We start from the raw sequence: 14531 nt of genomic DNA, 5'->3' as shown, positions 1-14531 counted from the left end.
TTGCTCCTATAACTATAAAAATATCTAAAAAAGTGTAACAAAAATGTTACTAGATTGACTAATTGTTACAACAACATCATAAAAATCACAACTAATGAATGCTTTAAAATCTATTACAGTAGCTCTTGTACTAGCTATCTCAACATCGTTCTATGCACAAACTGCAGATGAAATAGTTAATAATTACTTCGAAAATACAGGGGGAAAAGAAAATTGGGAAAAACTAGAAGGCATTACTATGAAAGGAGTAATGAAAATGCAAGGGATGGAAATTCCTTTTGAACAGGTTATGATGAAAGATGGACGCCAGTCTACTACAATCGAACTACAAGGAAATAAAATGATCTGGGCTGCATATGACGGAAAAACTTCATGGTCTAGAAATCAGCAAACTATGGAAGCTGAAAAGAGTGACAATGAAGCTACAGAAAATATGAAGAAGCAAATCAAAGATTGGCCTTCTCCATTTTTAAATTATAAAGAAAAAGGGTATGCAATAGAGCTTATAGGTAAGGAAACTGTAGATGGAACAGAGACTTTTAAAATAAAGGTAACCAAAGATCCAATTACTGTTAATGGTCAATCACAACCTAATATTTCTCATTACTATTTTGATACCGAAAATTTTGTACCTATCATAGTTGAAGAAGAGATTCAGGAAGGTCCAATGAAAGGTCAGAAAATAAAAATGTCTATTAGTGATTACCAGGAAGTAGAAGGACTATACTTTCCTTTCTCACAAAGTAGTCAATTCCAAAGTATGGATTTCAAGGAGTTTGATCTCAATCCAGAAGTAGAAGCTGCATTATTCGCTTTCCCAGAAGGAAAATAAACACAAATTATAATCCCCAAATCAAAAATTTGGGGATTTTTTATTCTAAATAAACAACCAGTAATTATGAACAAACAATTTATAATTGCAAGCTTGGCTATACTCTTTTCCATACACTTGCAAGCACAGGAAGTTGTTCTAAAAGGCAAAGAACTATTCGGAAACCTTGAAGCACGACAAATCGGACCCGCCCTCATGAGTGGTCGGATTATAGATTTAGAAAATCACCCTACCAACGATAGAATACTATATGCCGGTACTGCTGGTGGTGGAGTTTGGAAATCCTCGAATGGGGGAGCAAGCTTCTCCTCTGTATTCGATGATCATGCACAATCAATAGGAGTAGTAAAAATTGATCCTAATGATCCCGATAATACTATCTGGGTAGGAACAGGTGAAATATGGACCAGAAACAGTGTTTCTATCGGTGATGGGTTATATAAATCCACAGATGGAGGGGCAAATTGGAAAAAAATGGGGTTTGAAAACTCAGAACGAATTGGTAGTATAGAGATTAATCCCAAAAACTCTAATGAAATTTATGTTGGAGTCTTAGGGGCTTTATGGGGAGATAGTGAAGAAAGAGGAGTATACAAAACGGTAGATGGAGGAAAAACCTGGAATAAGATACTTTATGTTAATGAAAAAACAGGAGTTAATGACCTTATAATGGATCCCAACGATCCTAATACGCTTTATGCAGCGATGTGGGAGTTTAGAAGAACCGCTTGGGGGTTTAATTCAGGAGGACCTAATAGCGCATTGTACAAATCTACAGATGCCGGAAAAACATGGAATAAAATCCATAACGGTTTTCCTAAAGGTGATCTGGGGAGATTTGCATTGGCAATAGCCCCCTCTAACCCCAAAATAGTATACGCAGTAGTAGAAAGTAAAGAAGATAAAGGACTATATCGCTCTGATGATGCAGGAGCCAGTTGGAAATTATTAAATGGAGATTTTGGTTTGGTAGTTAGACCTTTCTATTTCTCAAGAATCGTCGTAGATCCAAAAAATCCGGATATTCTGGTTAAAGGAGGGTTGTTTGGATCTATCTCTAGAGACGGAGGAAAAACCTTCAAAAACCTGGGAAATATGCATGCAGATATACATGATGTTGTTTTTGACATCAACAACTCAGATCGAATGTATGTAGGAACCGATGGTGGAGTATACAGAAGTTGGGATGGTGGATCTACAATGGATATGGTAGATAATTTACCAATTTCTCAGTTCTATCATATTAGTGTAGATAATGAAGAGCCTTACAATATCTATGGAGGCCTACAAGATAATGGTTCCTGGTGGGGACCATCTTCTTCTCCAGGAGGTATAGAAGCACGTGATTGGAATCGCGTTGGATATGGAGATGGATTCAGAGTATTAAAACACCCAACCAAGAATATTATTTATTCTGAAATGCAAGGAGCACAAAATGTATGGAGATATGATGTAGATAAGAATTACACCAAAAACATTGCTCCTCTACCTATTAAGGGAGAAGTTGATCTACGCTTTAACTGGAATGCTCCAATGGCAGTGAGTAACCATCTACCGGATCGGTTTTATATGGGTAGTCAATTCCTTCATGTAAGTGATGATATGGGCGACAACTGGAAAAAAATATCACCAGATCTTACTACCAATGATCCTGCAAAACAAGATAAAGAATCAGGAGGTATCTCTACAGATAAGTCGGGAGCCGAAACACATACTACAATTTTTACAATTGCAGAATCCCCAATTGATCAAAAAGTAATTTGGGTAGGAACCGATGATGGTAATGTGCAGGTTACTCAAGATGGTGGAGCAACCTGGATTAATACAGTAGCCAATATTCAAGGATTACCAAAAAATACCTGGGTATATCACATAGAAGCTAGTTCACATCATAAAGGAACGGCATATGCTGTGTTTGATGGTCATGCATCGGGAGATATGAACACCTATGTATATAAAACCTCTGATTTTGGAAAAACATGGAAATCCCTGGTGACAGATGAAATCATAGGGTTTGCAAGAAATATTCAGGAAGATTATGTAAATGAAGACCTACTATACTTAGGAACCGAATTTGGATTATTTATATCCATAAATGGTGGTAAAAACTGGTCGCGCTTCACCAATAATATGCCTGCTGCTGCTGTTCATTTTATTGATCTACAGAAAAAAACTAATGATCTTGTATTAGGGACCCACGGTAGAGGTGTTATCATTATTGATGATATCTCCCCTCTAAGGCAAATAAATCAAGAAATTCTTGCCAAAGATGTTCACTTTTTTAATACTAAACCTTCAATAATCAAAGAAGAAGGTGGTTTTGGTGGAGGAAGTACAGAACTTCAATTTACAGGAGATAACCCAAGCTCTTCTGCAAAAATTATCTACTACCTCAAAAAGAGACATACTTTTGGAAAAATGACGCTATCTGTACAAGATCAAAATGGTACCGAGATAGTAAGTCTTGTTCCCGGAAAAGCTAAAGGTATCAATATAGTAACCTGGAATTTCAGGAAAAAAGGACCTAAAGTAGCTGCTGGAAAAACATTTACCTTTGGTGGATTTACTGCGCCAAGAGCTTCTGAAGGCACTTATAAAATAGTACTTAAGAAAGGTAAAAAACAATATGAAAGTACCATAACGCTACAAAATGACCCAACTTCTTTAATATCAGAAAAAGGCAGAATTGCTCATAATAAAACAACGCAAGAGTTATTTAACGATATGGAAGATCTGGCATATCTGGTTCATAAAATTGATCAAAATATAAAGAAAGCCGAAGCAGTATTAAAAAAAGACCCAGCTTCACAAAAAGTTACTTCTGCAGCTGTTAAAGAATTAAATGCATTAAAAGAAACTCTGGTAGTCACTACAGGTGATAATTATGTTGATGAAGCCGAACCTCAACTAAGAGAAAAATTATCTGATTTATATGGCGAAGTGGCAGAACAGTTCGAAAAACCTTCTTTTGCCCAATTAGAAAATCAGGAAGTATTAGAGGCTAGATTAAATGAAGCTAAGGCTGCATACGAAAAAATAAATGGTAAGCAGGTAGCAAAATTTAACAAATACCTTGAAAAATCTGGTGAAACTCCTGCCAAAATTTTAAGCAAAGAAGAATTCATAAAGAAATAAACGAAAAAACACCCTGTTATACAAAAGCCCTCTATATAGAGGGCTTTTATTATAAATAACTTATTGTTAAGGTAATGTAGCACGAAAATAAAAAGATTAGATTAGTATAACAAAACACTCCATATATGCAACTCTTTTATTGTTTATAAGTCGTTTAAAACTCTAAACATAGTCTTGATTTTTAAGCATAACAAATACTTATTTTTAGTAAACCTTCTTTATTATGGAAAACAGGGAAACAAATTTATTGGCAATACGACCACAGTTATTAAATGCAAGAGTTTCTGAAAACATGTCTAATGATGAACAATTTCAGAACAAAACGATTAGACCTATTATAAAATTACAGGGAGACCTATTGATCGAAGTATTTAAAAACTATATTAAAAAAAGAAAGAATACTTTCTATGAGTTATCCTTAGAAAAACGCTTTGATTTTATAGAGAATGCTATCCAAAAGGATATGAAATTCAGAAATAGTTTAAAAGGAATGATTATTGGGCAATTCACTGTAGAAGAATACCAGATCTATATGAAAAACTCTTCTGCGTTAAACAAACGAATGATGAGTATCGTAAAAGAGCGCTTACAAGATAATATACAATTGTTAGAATATAAGGTGGCTTAACATCTTAACATTCTTAAAAAACTGACTTTCGTAGGATAAGTTTTAATTCATTTTTGATGATAGGCTTGATTTTAATACAAACCATATAAAAAACCTTCAAATCATAGGTTATCAAGTCTTTTTTCAAATCATTGACATGGTTTTTTATTTCAAAAATCAACTACCTTACATTGCATGACATACACCGTATGCCATCATAGTAATTAGGTAATTATTAATCTTAAAAATCCAAAAATCATGCTAACAAACATTTTACATCTCGAAGGAGCTCAACAGTTAAACAGAAAGCAACAATCATCTATTAATGGAGGAGATATAGATCCTGTATGTATGCCACATGACAATGGCGTTTGTTATCGATGTGGCTCTTTTTGCAGAGAATTACAGTGCCAAGAGCCAGATTGTAATGAATAAAGATTAAATTTTGCTAATCCGTAATAAGGACAAAAAGTTAGATGCTAACATCTAACTTTTTATCTTTAGATAATCAAGTACATTCTCTTCTATCCTTCCCTGTATATCAGAGACATCTTCTTTTATAAAAGATACTCCTGTTATATTTTCATATAATTCGATATATCGCTCAGAGACAGAACTAATATATTCATCTGTCATTTCGGGAATCTGTTGGCCTTCTTTACCTTGAAAACCATTACTAATTAACCATTGTCTTACGAATTCTTTAGACAGTTGTTTTTGTGATTCTCCATTCTGTTGTCGTTCTTCATATCCTTCAGCATAAAAATAACGAGAAGAATCCGGAGTATGAATTTCATCAATCAATACAATTTGACCCTCTTTTGTTTTCCCAAACTCATATTTGGTATCCACAAGGATCAATCCTCTTTTGGCAGCGATCTCTGTTCCTCTTTGAAAAAGTTTACGAGTATAATCTTCAAGAATCAAATAATCTTCTTCAGAAACGATTCCTTTTGACAAAATCTCTTCTCTAGAAATATCCTCATCATGCTCTCCATTATCAGCTTTGGTAGAAGGTGTTATAATAGGTTCAGGAAATTTATCATTTTCTTTCATCCCATCTGGCATTGCAACACCACATAGTATTCGTTTACCGACCTTATATTCTCTTGCTGCATGACCAGATAAATATCCGCGAATTACCATCTCTACTTTAAAAGGGTCACAGAGGTGCCCTACTGCTACATTAGGATCTGGAGTGGCTATTAACCAATTTGGCACCAAATCTTCGGTTTCTTTCATCATCTTGGTTGCAATTTGATTAAGAATCTGCCCTTTAAAAGGAATTCCTCTTGGCATAACTACATCAAATGCAGATAAACGATCAGTAGCAATCATTACCAAAAGTTCATCATTTATACTATATACTTCTCTTACTTTTCCCTTGTATACCGATTTTTGATTAGGAAAATTATAGTTTGTATCTACAATTGTATTCATTACTTAGGTTTCGGGTTTCTGGCTTTAATTTCAATTAGAAACTAAAAACCTGAAACTATTTATCCATTTCTATTTTCAATTTCTTTATAGGCTGCAATTACCTTTTTCACTAATCTATGACGAATCACATCTTTATCGTCCAGATAAATCATACCAATTCCCTGAATATTCTTAAGTACCAGTAAAGCTTCTTTAAGTCCAGAAGTAACTCTTCTTGGTAAATCTATTTGCCCAGGGTCTCCGGTAATAATAAACTTAGCATTCTTACCCATACGTGTCAGAAACATCTTCATCTGTGCATGTGTTGTATTTTGAGCCTCATCAAGGATTACAAAAGCATTATCTAATGTTCTACCACGCATAAATGCCATAGGAGCAATTTGTATAACTCCTTTTTCTATAAAACTATCTAGTTTTTCATTAGGAATCATATCCCGTAAAGCATCATACAAAGGCTGCATATATGGATCCAGCTTCTCTTTAAGATCTCCTGGTAAGAATCCAAGATTTTCGCCGGCTTCTACTGCAGGACGAGTAAGAATAATACGTCTAACCTGTTTCTCTTTTAGTGCTCTAACGGCTAATGCAACTCCTGTATACGTTTTTCCGGTACCGGCTGGTCCTATAGCAAAAACCATATCATTTTTATTACAGGATTCTACTAGTTTACGCTGGTTAGCTGTTTGGGCTTTAATTAATTTACCTCCTACCCCATGCACCAACGTTTCTCCACTATTAGCCGATGTTTCGTAATCTGCTTTACTTTCACTAGTGAGTACACGTTCGATTACATTTTCATCCAGTTTATTGTATTTACTAAAATGTTCAAGAAGCATATTAAGACGCATATCAAACTCTTCGAGCATATCTTCATCTCCATATACTTTCATTTTACTGCCTCTTGCTACAATTTTTAACTTCGGGAAGTATTTTTTTAATAATTGAATATTGCTATTCTGAAGTCCGAAAAACTCTCTCGGATTGATTTCTGTAAGTTCTATAATAAGTTCGTTCAAAAGCTATACGAATTTTAGTATGATTTTTTTTTAGGATTGACTAAGTTTGCTAAAGTTGTTCAAGTTTTTGTCGGGAAAACAAAATAGAAATTTAAAACGAAGCAAAATGTTTATATCGTCACTATATGAATCAGTGATCAAAAAAACAGTAAATACGATGGTTTTATCATCATTTTGTTGTCCAAAGAAAAGCTTTGAATAACTTCAAAACAAATTTACATATTTTTAAGTGCTTACAACTAAAAGATATTAACAATTCTTATACATGCCAATTATTACCTTAACTACAGATTTTGGAATCAAAGATCATTTTGTATCTGCGGTTAAAGGGGCTATTTATACCGAATTGCCAGATGCCAAAGTTGTTGACATATCCCATGAAATCTCACCTTTTCATATAACAGAAGCCGCATATATCATACAAAATGCTTATAAAAGTTTTCCCAAAGGAAGTATTCATATCATAGGGATCGATAGTGAACCTAATCCAGAAAATAAACATATTGCTGTAAAACTAGATGAACATTATTTTATATGCGCTAATAATGGACTGGTAGGTTTAATCACATCAGAATTTAATCCTGAGAAGGTCGTCGAAATAAATATTCATGATGCCATTGTTTCTAATTTTCCTGTGTTAGATGTTTTTGTTGCTGTGGCCTGTCATATTGCCCGAGGTGGTACACTAGAAGTTATTGGAAAAACTATCTCAGAAATCAAAACCATAAAAGGGATTACTCCTATTGTAAATCTTGGAGATAAGCAGATTGTAGGTAGCATTATCTATATCGACAATTATGGTAATTTGGTTACCAACATTACACGTAAGTTATTTGATGAGATAGGTAAAGGACGAAAATTTAAAATCACAGCACGTACAGCGGTATTTGAAAATGTATATAATAGATATAGTGATGCTATAAATTTTGATATCGAAAAAAGTAAGCGAGAAGAAGATGGTAAAAAATTAGCCGTCTTTAATTCTTCAGGATACTTAGAACTAGCTATTTATAAGAGTAACCCTAAAACTGTTGGAGGAGCCTCTAGTCTCTTTGGATTATATTACAGGGATACGGTAAGCATTAGTTTTGAATAAATTAATATCTAAAAAGAATCGAGAATAAACTGTAAAACCCTTGTAGGTATACTTTTGAAAATTAAAAAATGATAATACGAATCGTAAAAATGGGATTCTTACCCGATCAAATTGATGCTTTTTTAGAAAACTTTAAGCAAAATAAAGAGAAGATCAGAAATTTTGAAGGGTGTAGCCATCTAAAATTAATAAGAGATATAAGTCAAACCAATCAATTTTTCACTTATAGTCATTGGGAATCCGAAGAACATCTCAATAACTATAGAAACTCTACGTTATTCAAAGGAGTTTGGGCAAATACCAAAAATAAATTTAGCCAAAGGCCCGAAGCTTGGAGCGTAACCGAAGTTTAAAGTTTATCACATCTGGTTTCAGATTTTCCTGATACCACAAACTTAAAAACCTCAATCCTAAAAAAACTATGTTTGCATTAATACGAAAAGAAATCAATACCTTTTTCTCCTCTGCCGTAGGGTATTTGGTGATTGCTATATTTTTAATTCTTAACGGACTCTTTTTATGGGTCTTTAAAGGGCAATTTAATATTTTGGATAGCGGGTTTGCCGATCTTTCGCCATTTTTTCAGATTGCTCCATGGATATTGCTATTTCTTATCCCTGCTGTAACCATGAGAAGTTTTGCAGAAGAAAAGAGACAGGGAACTTTAGAGGTCTTGATTACAAAACCAATTAAAAACTGGCAACTGGTATTAGGAAAATATCTGGGTAGTTTATCCTTAATCCTAATTGCCTTGATCCCTAGTCTCCTTTATATACTTACTATTTATCAGTTAGGAAAACCAATAGGCAATCTCGATATCGGCAGCACGATAGGTTCTTACATTGCACTGCTATTACTTGCAGCATCCTATACTGCAATGGGTATATTTTCTTCTTCGATTACCAACAATCAAATTGTTGCCTTTTTGATTGCTCTGTTTCTGTGTTTCGTTTTTTATTTTGGTTTTAGCGGACTTGCAAATTACAACTTGCCAGAAGCAATACATACTTTCCTAGAACAACTAGGAATGCAATTGCATTACGAACGCATAAGTCAAGGTATTTTAGACACTAGAGATATCTTTTATTTTTTAAGTAGTATTCTATTATTTGTAGTTCTTACTATTATCATTCTTAAAAAAGGTACTGCCAAGCAAAAAATCAAACCTATTGGTATTACACTAATCCTTACCATCATTTTATTTTTGACAGGAAACTCATTATACAATCGTTTTGATCTTACCCAAGATGGTCGTTTTACACTTTCTGAAGCTACAAAAAACCTAGTTAAAGAAGCTGCTGCTCCTGTTGTTATCGATGTACTACTAGAAGGAAATTTTCCTTCAGAGTTTAGACGTTTACAATCTGAAACTAAACAAATTTTAGAAGAGTTTAATGTCATAAACCCTAATATCCAGCACATTTTCACTAATCCACTAGAAGAAGAAGAAATACGTGCCCAAACCATTACAGAATTACAAAAGTTTGGTCTAACCCCAATGGAGGTTAGCGTACAGCAAAACGGAAAAACCGAAACCGAAACCTTAGTTCCCTGGGCTATTCTAAGCTATCAAAACCGAAGCGTAAAGATTTCTTTAATCAAAAATACTATTGGAGCTACTTCCGAAGAAAGAGTAAATAGTTCTATTCAACAATTAGAATATGCTTTTGCAGATGGTTTAACCAAGTTACTACATCCTAAAAAACATAAAATTGCTGTGCTTAAAGGAAATGGGCAATTACCCGATATCAAAATTGCCGATTTTATCAAAACCTTGCAAGATTACTATTTTGTTGGAGCATTTACTTTGGATTCGGTATCGAGCAATCCCACAAAAACATTAAACGAGTTGCAAAAATTTGATATGATTATCAACGCTAAACCCACAAAAGCTTTTTCTGAAAAAGAAAAATATGTATTGGATCAATTTGTAATGAACGGAGGAAAGTCATTGTGGTTATTAGAATCTGTAGCTATGGAAATCGATAGTTTAATGAATCCTGAAGGATCCTCTGTTGCGATTATGCAGGATCTAAGATTAGGGGACGCTTTATTTTCTTACGGACTAAGAGTTAATCCCGTCTTGGTAAACGATTTATATTCTGCACCACTGGTATTAGCTTCTGGGCAAGGTAATAATACTCAATTTACTCCATATCCCTGGTTTTATGGATCATTAACCAAAAGTACTGGCAACCACCCTATTATTAAAAATACAGAATCTGTAAAATTCGAGTTTTCGAACCAGATTGACACCCTAAAAAATGGTATAAAAAAGACGATACTACTTACAAGTTCTGATAAATCAAAAATAGAAGGGGTACCCAAAGAAATACGATTAGAAAATATTATTAGAAAAAAACCAGATATTGCTAGCTATAACGAAGGACCTCAAAACCTAGCGGTGTTACTCGAGGGAAGTTTTAAATCTACCTATAAAGATCGAATAAAGCCATATAAAATACAAGATCACAAAGATAAGAGTGTTTCTACAAAAATGATCGTTATTGCCGATGGTGATATTATTAAAAACCAAACGAGAAAAGGACAACCAATAGAGTTAGGTTTTGATCCTACCATGAATCTAAAATATGGAAATAAAGAGTTTCTATTAAACGCAGTAAATTACTTGTTAGATGATTCTGGTCTTATCGAAATTAGGAGTAAAGAAGTCAAAATTTCATTTCTGAATGTAGAAAAAGTTGTTGCCCGTAAAACGCTATGGCAAGTTATCAATATATTGGTTCCTTTATTTATCCTTGCCATTTTCGGGTTTTTATTTTCGTTTATCAGAAAGAAAAAGTATAGAAAAATTGTTTAAAATTCTATTCTTTATATTTGATATAGAAAACTTTGAACCCTAAAACCTTAAATCTATTAATCGTGAAGCCCTAAATATCGTTCTTAAAACAGAAGATCTCTCTATTGGTTATCGCACCAAAAAGGAACTTAATGTTATTGCAGCAGATATCAATCTAAAATTACACGAAGGAGAACTAGTAGGATTGGTAGGTGCCAATGGTATCGGTAAATCTACCTTACTACGCACTCTATCCCGTGTACAACCTGCTCTACATGGTAAAGTCATGTTATCTGATATAGAACTTCAATCCTACAAATCTGTCGAACTGGCTTCGCAGTTAAGTATTGTATTAACAGAACAAATTGCTTCAAAAAACCTAACAGTACAGGAATTAGTAGCCCTTGGCAGACAACCTTATACGAACTGGGTAGGAAAAATGGCAGAAGAAGATATAGAGCAAATAAAAAAAGCGATCGAGGTAACACATATTGGTGATTTGGTTGCCAAAAGATGTTTTGAACTTAGTGACGGGCAGTTACAAAAAGTACTTATCGCCCGCGCGATTGCTCAAGACACTCCTTTTATTATGCTGGATGAACCCACTACTCACTTAGATGTATATCATAAGGCGTATATATTGAAACTACTTAAACGTCTAGCTTTTGAAACTAGAAAAACTATTCTTTTTTCGACTCATGAAATCGATTTTGCAATACAATTATGTGATAAAATGATTGTAATGAATCAAGACGGTTTCGAATTTGGAAGACCCAAAGAATTAGTGCAATGCCGAGCTTTTTCTTCTCTTTTTCCCGAAGACCTGATTCTTTTTGATTCTAAATCCGGAAGGTATAAAGTACGAAGTTAAACGCCTCGATATTTTATTTTAAATTCTTACGATCATGAACATAGAAGAATACCGAGAATACTGTATTAATAAGAAAGGAGTAGACGACTCTTATGATTTAGTAATCAAAAACCTGTTCGGGAAAGAAATAAATTAACACAATTATACGTTATTTTTCTTTTTAGGGGGTGTTTCCTTTTCTTCCAAAACCTCAATAAAACATTCCTTAGGAAGATATTTCTCACTAAATTTTTGTTGAAAATGATTAAACCACATTACTTTATACAGCACCTCGGAAACCTTTTTTTTTGGTTTTCCGTTTCCATAAAACAATCCATCAGATGATTCCTTTTTAACTCCTGATAAAATAAAATCAGGAGATGTAAACGAAGGGTATGGCTTATTATCTTTCATTGCCTTTTTAATTTTTTTTCTACTTTCTAATTTGTTAGTTTTAAATTGGACTACTTTTCCATAAACATATTCCGATTCGACATATTTTGTTTTTACTTCAGTAATTAAAGTTGAATCAATTTTATCCTTTTTAGAATTATCTATTTCATTATGGTACTTTAGATCCCCATAACTTCTTAATAAAGAATGATATATCATTACTTCATTGAATTCACTTTTCTTATTATTGAAATATACACAAGTATATTTTATTAAATCTGAGATTTGCGAATTTTCTATTTCATCACTAAATAACTTCTTTTTATCATTCTCAAAAAATACCTCTCCAATAACAAATAAGGGAGGAATTTGATCTGCATGAGAATTAACTAAATAATCTTTAAACAAAGGATGTGAATTCAAGGTTACAATTTCACCAATAGAAAAAGCAGATATTTTATCCATAATAAAGTTTTTATATAAAGATAAAAGATTACTTTTAATATGAAGTAAGAAAGTTCTCCAAAGAGATAGAACATTTGGCTGAACCAATGATAAATATTAACAATATTGTATCACCTGATCAAACCTGTTTTACAGGGTTAATTAAAATATGTAGATTAGGAAAAGTGTAATCACTTTAATTAGTATACCCTCATTCGAAAGAGTGAATACTAATTCAAGTAAGATAATGCAAATTCTGTACCACTTGGGTATCTTATTTATAAGACTCCAAACTATAGGAATTGTTACATTGAACAGTAATTCTGTCAGGATATTTATTATCATTATGGCAATTGGATTAAAGTTATTGAACGTACCAAGGAAGCGGGAATCGAGAACTCGGTTAGTGGTTCAATCTCAATTGAGATGTTAAGTTCTATTTTGTTATCAATTTTCGCATGAGGACTTTCTTTACTTCTTTTATTTATGAAAAAACAAAAAGATTGGTTTAAGGATCGAGGATATCCTCATTTTACAAACAAAATTCCAGTATTATCAAAAAAAAGTATTGAGAAATACCTTACTAATGCAGAAAAGGTATCTAGACATTCTTTCTCTCCTCTGATTTTTAAACAGATGAAGCAAAGAAGATATAAATCTTCGTACTTTGATGGAATTGAAAGACCATCACACAAGAATAACACAAAAATTAGAGAAATTCTATATGCGACTCATATAGATTCTCATATCTTTTCTTATTATACTCAAAAATTGATATCACCTAAGTATGAAGAGTATTTATCCAAAAATGAAGAACTGTCAAATGCTATTACCGCCTACAGACGTATTCAGACAGAAAGTAAAGTTAAATTTAAAAATAACGTTCATTTTGCAAAAGACATTTTTGATGAAGTCAAAAAGAGAGAGAACTGTGTTGTTTTAGCCCTAGATATTGAAAATTTTTTTCCAAGTCTAAATCATAAAAAATTAAAGTTAATTTGGGCAAAAATATTGAAATGTAAATCTTTACCAAAAGATCATTACAATATCTTTAAGGCTATAACTAGGTTTTCATACGTAAAACTTAATGATTTTAGAACTGCAAATGGTCATTTTGATGAGAAAAAATTAGCACATTTAAAAAAAGAAGGTAAACATACTTTAGTTAAAAATATTAAGGAGCTTATTGATTCAGATATTATTATTCATAAAAATCAAAAAAGAAAAGATGGTAAAATAGTTGGTATTCCACAGGGTTTACCCATTAGTGCCTTACTTGCTAACATATACATGCTTCCATTTGATGAATCCATTATTAATCTTACATCAAAGGAGAATATTTTTTACAGAAGATATTCAGATGATATAATTGTTATATGCAATAAAAATCAAGTAAAGAAAATACAAAAAGTTGTTTTATCAGAAATAGAAAAAATCAATCTTAATATATCAATAGAAAAAACAGAAAAAACACTTTTTAAAATAGACAATGGAAGATTACAATCTTTTAAAATGACCGATACAGGATTAAAAAAGAATATTCCTCTTAATTATTTAGGTTTTGAATTTTATGGCTATCAAACTTTATTAAAGTCGAAAAATTTGGCTTCATTTTATCGAGACATGAAAGATACTATAAGACGAAAACATAAGCGAGTTGAGAAAATAAAAGAAAAATATTTATTGGATGACGCTCCTATTTTTAAAAGAAAAATTTATCGTCTGTATAGCTTTAAAGGAAGAAAGAAAAGGTTACTTCCTGCTAAAAAAGTTAAATACGTCGATGGAAAACAAGAAGTAAAAAATATTATCGTAAATATAGAGGTAACTATATTAAGTATGCTTACAGGGCTTCAGAAGAAATGAATGCACCTGAAATTAAAAGGCAAATAAAAAATCATTGGAAAATACTTCAACA

Annotated in this window: 13 protein-coding genes; 9 read left to right on the top strand and 4 right to left on the bottom strand. The window is 32.7% G+C overall.

Annotated elements, in window-relative coordinates; all coding sequences use genetic code 11:
- The first annotated feature begins 94 nt into the window (after positions 1 to 94).
- From NNL09_RS16810 to NNL09_RS16795, 4 genes are all read left to right on the top strand, one after another.
- Positions 95 to 832 carry a hypothetical protein gene (locus NNL09_RS16810; RefSeq protein WP_025664895.1) on the top strand — a complete coding sequence of 246 codons (738 nt, stop codon included), beginning with the start codon at positions 95 to 97 and terminating at the stop codon, positions 830 to 832.
- 66 nt (positions 833 to 898) lie between these two features.
- A complete protein-coding gene (locus NNL09_RS16805; protein ID WP_196910536.1) occupies positions 899 to 3967 on the top strand; it encodes a hypothetical protein in 3069 nt (1022 codons plus the stop codon).
- A gap of 223 nt (positions 3968 to 4190) precedes the next feature.
- A complete protein-coding gene (locus NNL09_RS16800; RefSeq protein ID WP_025664893.1) occupies positions 4191 to 4595 on the top strand; it encodes a hypothetical protein in 405 nt (134 codons plus the stop codon).
- 237 nt (positions 4596 to 4832) lie between these two features.
- The gene (locus NNL09_RS16795) at positions 4833 to 5009 is read left to right on the top strand and encodes a hypothetical protein (RefSeq protein ID WP_160112203.1); all 177 of its coding nucleotides are present in this window, start codon (positions 4833 to 4835) and stop codon (positions 5007 to 5009) included.
- 51 nt (positions 5010 to 5060) lie between these two features.
- Here NNL09_RS16795 and NNL09_RS16790 read toward each other — a convergent pair whose 3' ends face one another.
- A complete protein-coding gene (locus NNL09_RS16790; protein ID WP_196910537.1) occupies positions 5061 to 6014 on the bottom strand; it encodes a phosphoribosylaminoimidazolesuccinocarboxamide synthase in 954 nt (317 codons plus the stop codon).
- 59 nt (positions 6015 to 6073) lie between these two features.
- A complete protein-coding gene (locus NNL09_RS16785; protein WP_025664891.1) occupies positions 6074 to 7030 on the bottom strand; it encodes a PhoH family protein in 957 nt (318 codons plus the stop codon).
- Positions 7031 to 7295: 265 nt separating this feature from the next.
- Here NNL09_RS16785 and NNL09_RS16780 point away from each other — a divergent pair, with 265 nt between their 5' ends.
- The 3 genes from NNL09_RS16780 (at position 7296) to gldG (ending at position 10947) form a co-directional block, all read left to right on the top strand.
- Positions 7296 to 8126: an S-adenosyl-l-methionine hydroxide adenosyltransferase family protein gene (locus NNL09_RS16780; RefSeq protein WP_025664890.1), complete on the top strand. Its 831-nt coding sequence runs from the start codon at positions 7296 to 7298 to the stop codon at positions 8124 to 8126.
- Between the two features lie 68 nt (positions 8127 to 8194).
- Complete coding sequence (locus NNL09_RS16775; RefSeq protein ID WP_035095772.1) at positions 8195 to 8479, top strand: putative quinol monooxygenase; 285 nt, start codon at positions 8195 to 8197, stop codon at positions 8477 to 8479.
- A gap of 68 nt (positions 8480 to 8547) precedes the next feature.
- Positions 8548 to 10947 (top strand): gliding motility-associated ABC transporter substrate-binding protein GldG, encoded by a 2400-nt coding sequence (gldG, locus tag NNL09_RS16770; protein WP_196910538.1) that lies wholly within the window; start codon positions 8548 to 8550, stop codon positions 10945 to 10947.
- 108 nt (positions 10948 to 11055) lie between these two features.
- Here the strand turns inward: gldG and NNL09_RS26300 are convergent, their stop codons facing one another.
- Complete coding sequence (locus NNL09_RS26300; RefSeq protein ID WP_316930174.1) at positions 11056 to 11214, bottom strand: hypothetical protein; 159 nt, start codon at positions 11212 to 11214, stop codon at positions 11056 to 11058.
- Between NNL09_RS26300 and NNL09_RS16765 the strand changes: the two genes are divergently transcribed.
- Positions 11150 to 11797, top strand: coding sequence for an ABC transporter ATP-binding protein (locus NNL09_RS16765; RefSeq protein WP_316930173.1), 648 nt, complete (start codon positions 11150 to 11152; stop codon positions 11795 to 11797). The two genes, NNL09_RS26300 and NNL09_RS16765, sit on opposite strands and share 65 nt — an antisense overlap.
- Before the next feature lie 141 nt (positions 11798 to 11938).
- On the opposite strand, the gene NNL09_RS16760 is transcribed toward NNL09_RS16765, so the two are convergent.
- The gene (locus NNL09_RS16760) at positions 11939 to 12634 is read right to left on the bottom strand and encodes a hypothetical protein (RefSeq protein ID WP_196910539.1); all 696 of its coding nucleotides are present in this window, start codon (positions 12632 to 12634) and stop codon (positions 11939 to 11941) included.
- Positions 12635 to 13099: 465 nt separating this feature from the next.
- Between NNL09_RS16760 and NNL09_RS16755 the strand changes: the two genes are divergently transcribed.
- A complete protein-coding gene (locus NNL09_RS16755) occupies positions 13100 to 14479 on the top strand; it encodes a reverse transcriptase domain-containing protein (RefSeq protein ID WP_231389169.1) in 1380 nt (459 codons plus the stop codon).
- Positions 14480 to 14531 lie beyond the last annotated feature (52 nt).

This window comes from Aquimarina sp. EL_43 (assembly GCF_943422735.1).
Taxonomy (GTDB): domain Bacteria; phylum Bacteroidota; class Bacteroidia; order Flavobacteriales; family Flavobacteriaceae; genus Aquimarina; species Aquimarina megaterium.
The sequence above is the reverse complement of the archived record's forward strand: the minus strand, read 5'-3'. Positions and strand labels throughout refer to the sequence as shown.

Bases quoted from the DNA above. Each gene is read 5' to 3' on its own strand.
- NNL09_RS16795 (WP_160112203.1), top strand. From the start codon at position 4,833: ATGCTAACAAACATTTTACATCTCGAAGGAGCTCAACAGTTAAACAGA.
- NNL09_RS26300 (WP_316930174.1), bottom strand. From the start codon at position 11,214: ATGACTTTACCATGTAGAGCAGGTTGTACACGGGATAGAGTGCGTAGT.
- NNL09_RS16775 (WP_035095772.1), top strand. From the start codon at position 8,195: ATGATAATACGAATCGTAAAAATGGGATTCTTACCCGATCAAATTGAT.
- NNL09_RS16805 (WP_196910536.1), top strand. From the start codon at position 899: ATGAACAAACAATTTATAATTGCAAGCTTGGCTATACTCTTTTCCATA.
- NNL09_RS16800 (WP_025664893.1), top strand. From the start codon at position 4,191: ATGGAAAACAGGGAAACAAATTTATTGGCAATACGACCACAGTTATTA.
- NNL09_RS16760 (WP_196910539.1), bottom strand. From the start codon at position 12,634: ATGGATAAAATATCTGCTTTTTCTATTGGTGAAATTGTAACCTTGAAT.
- NNL09_RS16780 (WP_025664890.1), top strand. From the start codon at position 7,296: ATGCCAATTATTACCTTAACTACAGATTTTGGAATCAAAGATCATTTT.
- gldG (WP_196910538.1), top strand. From the start codon at position 8,548: ATGTTTGCATTAATACGAAAAGAAATCAATACCTTTTTCTCCTCTGCC.
- NNL09_RS16755 (WP_231389169.1), top strand. From the start codon at position 13,100: ATGAAAAAACAAAAAGATTGGTTTAAGGATCGAGGATATCCTCATTTT.
- NNL09_RS16810 (WP_025664895.1), top strand. From the start codon at position 95: ATGAATGCTTTAAAATCTATTACAGTAGCTCTTGTACTAGCTATCTCA.
- NNL09_RS16790 (WP_196910537.1), bottom strand. From the start codon at position 6,014: ATGAATACAATTGTAGATACAAACTATAATTTTCCTAATCAAAAATCG.